Below are 3,465 nucleotides of genomic sequence, written 5' to 3'. Positions count from 1 at the left end.
CCAACTCGTTCGCGGACCAGACGCTGGCGCAGATCGAGCTGTTCACCAAGCCGGAGGAGTACCCGACCGATGTCTATGTGCTGCCCAAGCACCTGGACGAGAAGGTCGCCCGGCTGCACCTGGACGCCCTGGGTGTGAAGCTGACCCAGCTGCGTCCCGAGCAGGCCGACTACATCGGTGTGAAGGTCGAAGGCCCCTACAAGCCCGACCACTACCGCTACTGACAGACCCCGGACCGGACACGCTCCGAGCCGACTCAGTCAGCCGCGCCTGAAGCAGGCCCTCGCCCTCACGGGCGGGGGCCTGCCCCCATGAAGGCCTTTCCCCCAAGGCCCCTCTCAAGGATCCGAACCACATGCCCCGCGGCCGCTACTCGCTCCACGATCTGCACGACCACACCCCCCTCGGTGAAGAACACTTCCAGTGCGCCCCGGGCCCCTCCGGCTGGCGCTACGTCTCTCAGATCACCGACCCCGCGGGGGAACACGCAGGCTCAGTCGACCTGGCTCTCGACGAGCTCGGCCGACCTCTTCGTATGGAACTCCACGCGGCGAGCTGGCAGGTGCGAGGCGCCGCTCTCGACGGCGTCACCTGGGTCCGCACCGACCCGACCGGTGAGCACGCCACCGAAGGCAACGTCGCCGCCCACGCTTTCACCGGAGCATCCCCCGCCTTCCTGATCGCCACGGCCCGCCTGCTGCGCCTCGCGCCCGGCGCCCCCGCCACACGCGTACGCCTGGTCTGCTTCACCGAACCGGTCCTCGCCCCACGCACCCTCGACCAGTCCTGGGCCCTGCTCAAAAGCGAAACACACGCCACTGACAACGGTCCCCTGGCCGTGGACGAATACCAGGTCACCGCCCTGGACACGGGCGAGCAGGACTCCGTGCACATCGCGGGCGACGTGGTGCTCTCGGCCCCCGGCATCGAGCTGGAACACCTCGAGACACCACCGTCGAACTTCCCGTGAACCACGGCGTGGCTCGGCTCGCGGGCGAGCCCTAAGCGGGCGGCACGAACCCTGTCGCCGGCGCCGCCCCGCCTTCTTCAGCGGGCCCCTGGGGCCCTGTCACCGTTGGTCCCGGCTGGTACGAGGGCCGCCCCGGCTCCGGCACAGGCTTCTCGTAGGCAGGCGAATAGCCCGGAGCCGTTCCCGGCCCACCCGAACCAGGCAGGGAACCGACAGTTCCGCCTTCCGCCCCCGGAACCCCGAAGCCCTGGCCGCTCCCGCCGGCCTCCGGACCGAAGGCCCGCCGAACCTCACGTGCCTGCCGCTCATTCACCACAGCCGCCAAATACGCGGCAGGCGGCACCCCTTGAGGCGCCGGCGCCCCGGTGTGCGATGCGAGATCTCCCGCAAGCCGCTCCGCCATCGCCCAGCCGACCTGCGCATCGAGTTGCCCCATACGCGTCAAGTACTGGCGGATCGCCAACCACAGCCCATCAGGGACCCCTGACAGATCCAGCTCGGAAAAACGCCCCACCAGCCATGGCGGTGGCGGCGGCACATAGGGCGTACGCCCTGCGGGAACCCGCTCCCGCACGACGAGCGTGCCCGCGAACACATCCCCGAGACGGCGCCCGCGCGCGGACACCAGCGAAGCGATACAGGCGACGATCCCGAACGTTCCCAGGATCTCGATCACGCCCATCGCCCCGCGCACCAGAGCGTGCCGGAAACGAATGGGGCCGCCGTCGTCCCGTACGACCCGCAACCCGCAGGCCAGCTTCCCCAGCGACCGGCCATGGGTCAGCGTCTCGACCGCGATCGGCGCGCCGACGAGCACCAGCAGGAACGTGGCCACCGATACAGCCGCAGCGGCCGCCTCGTCGAGGGATGCGGTGGCCGCCAACAGTCCTATGGAGACGGCGATGTACGCGGCAAAGGCCACAGCGAGGTCGATGAGTACCGCCAGCGCCCGACTGGGCAGCCTGGCCGTACGCAGCTCAAGGGCGACCGCCTCGCCCGTCACAAGCTCACTCACGCGTGCCGTCCTTCCTGCCCTGCCCCTGGAACGGCCAGTCTGCCAAGCTGTGAGCGCATCGCGCCGCAGTACGAGGAGCAGCCGCCTGATGGACCTCGACGTCTTCGTGTCCGCCCACCGAGCCGAGTGGGACCGCTTGGACGCCCTCTTGCGCCGCCAGCGCCGCCTCACGGGCGACGAGGCCGACGAACTCGTGGTCCTCTACCAACGCACCGCCACCCACCTCTCCTTGATCCAGTCCAGCGCCCCCGACCCACAGCTGACCGGCCGCCTCACCCAACTCGTCGCACGCGCGCGTAGCGCCGTAACCGGCACCCGTCGTGCGACATGGCGCGACGCCACCCGGTTCCTTACGGCCGGCTTCCCCGCAGCGATGTACCGAACTCGCCACTGGTGGGTACCCACCGCCTTGCTCTCGACCGTGATAGCCGCCCTGATCGGCTGGTGGATCGGCACTCACCCCGAGGTCCAGTCCGCGATCGCCGCTCCGGAGGAACTACGCGAGCTCACCCGCCCCGGCGGCCAGTACGAGAGCTACTACTCCAGCCACCCCGCCGCGTCCTTCGCCGCTCAGGTCTGGACGAACAACGCCCAGGCCGCCGCGATGTGCCTGGTCCTCGGCGCCTTCTTCGGCCTGCCGGTCATCTGGATCCTCTTCCAGAACATGCTCAACGTAGGCGTGGGCATCGGCCTCATGTCCTCCGCAGGCCGCCTGGACACCTTCTTGGGACTGATCCTTCCTCACGGTCTGCTGGAGCTCACCGCGGTCTTCGTCGCCGCAGGCACGGGCCTTCGCCTTGGCTGGACACTCATCGACCCCGGGCCGCGTTCGCGTCGCACCGCGTTGGCGGAAGAAGGGCGAGCCGCCCTGGGTATGGCCATCGGACTTGCCTTGATCCTCTTCATCTCCGGTGCCATCGAAGGCTTCGTGACGCCGTCAGGTCTCCCCACTTGGGCCCGCATCGGCATCGGCATCACGGCCGAACTGGCCTTCCTCGTCTACGTCTATGTCCTGGGCGGCAGGGCCACGCGCCGCGGGGAGACAGGTGACTTGGACCAGTCGGAGCGCAGCGCGGCCCTGCCGACAGCGGCGTGATGTGCGTCGGCCCCCGCTGACCTGCTACTGTCCTCTCCGCCCCGCAAAAGTCGTTGACACGGCCAGAGCGGGGAGGTAGATTCGAACAGTTGCCTCGAACTCGACAGGTTCGACCGCAACAGTTAGTATCTGTCTGCTTCTGGAAATTCATTCCATTTGAAGCAACCCTCCGATTCATCAGAATCTAGACGCCGGTAAGTGCGGCCGAAAAGCTCTGATAAAGTCGGAATCGCCGCAAGGGAGCCGAAAGGCAACCGAAGGCAATTGGCTCTCCAACGGCCACAGATTCGAAATTCCGAATCGCTTCCGCAGGGAAACGGAACGGGAAAAGGATCTGGTAGAGTTGGAAACGCAAGACCGAAGGGAAGCGCCCGGAGGAAAGCC

At 67.9% G+C, this 3,465-nt stretch carries 5 protein-coding genes; 3 read left to right on the top strand and 2 right to left on the bottom strand.

Features of this window, described 5'->3' with window-relative positions; genetic code table 11:
• Positions 1-224: adenosylhomocysteinase (locus tag ACFQVC_RS42365; protein ID WP_381841930.1), on the top strand; the 224-nt coding region annotated here is incomplete at its 5' end.
• 131 nt (positions 225-355) lie between these two features.
• On the top strand, positions 356-970 hold the full coding sequence (locus ACFQVC_RS42360; protein WP_381842107.1) for a hypothetical protein: 615 nt from the start codon (positions 356-358) through the stop codon (positions 968-970).
• 31 nt (positions 971-1,001) lie between these two features.
• Here ACFQVC_RS42360 and ACFQVC_RS42355 read toward each other — a convergent pair whose 3' ends face one another.
• Entirely contained in the window at positions 1,002-1,985 is a 984-nt protein-coding gene (locus ACFQVC_RS42355; protein ID WP_381842104.1) for an RDD family protein, read from the bottom strand.
• Between the two features lie 88 nt (positions 1,986-2,073).
• Between ACFQVC_RS42355 and ACFQVC_RS42350 the strand changes: the two genes are divergently transcribed.
• Complete coding sequence (locus ACFQVC_RS42350) at positions 2,074-3,081, top strand: stage II sporulation protein M (protein ID WP_381842101.1); 1,008 nt, start codon at positions 2,074-2,076, stop codon at positions 3,079-3,081.
• Positions 3,082-3,265: 184 nt separating this feature from the next.
• On the opposite strand, the gene ACFQVC_RS42345 is transcribed toward ACFQVC_RS42350, so the two are convergent.
• On the bottom strand, positions 3,266-3,465 hold a 200-nt coding region (locus ACFQVC_RS42345), incomplete at its 5' end, for a hypothetical protein (RefSeq protein WP_381842098.1).

Source organism: Streptomyces monticola (assembly GCF_042665355.1).
GTDB classification, from domain to species: Bacteria; Actinomycetota; Actinomycetes; order Streptomycetales; family Streptomycetaceae; genus Streptomyces; species Streptomyces monticola.
The sequence above is the reverse complement of the archived record's forward strand: the minus strand, read 5'-3'. Positions and strand labels throughout refer to the sequence as shown.

Coding starts and splice junctions, on each gene's coding strand:
- ACFQVC_RS42350 (WP_381842101.1), top strand. CDS start 2,074: ATGGACCTCGACGTCTTCGTGTCCGCCCACCGAGCCGAGTGGGACCGC.
- ACFQVC_RS42360 (WP_381842107.1), top strand. CDS start 356: ATGCCCCGCGGCCGCTACTCGCTCCACGATCTGCACGACCACACCCCC.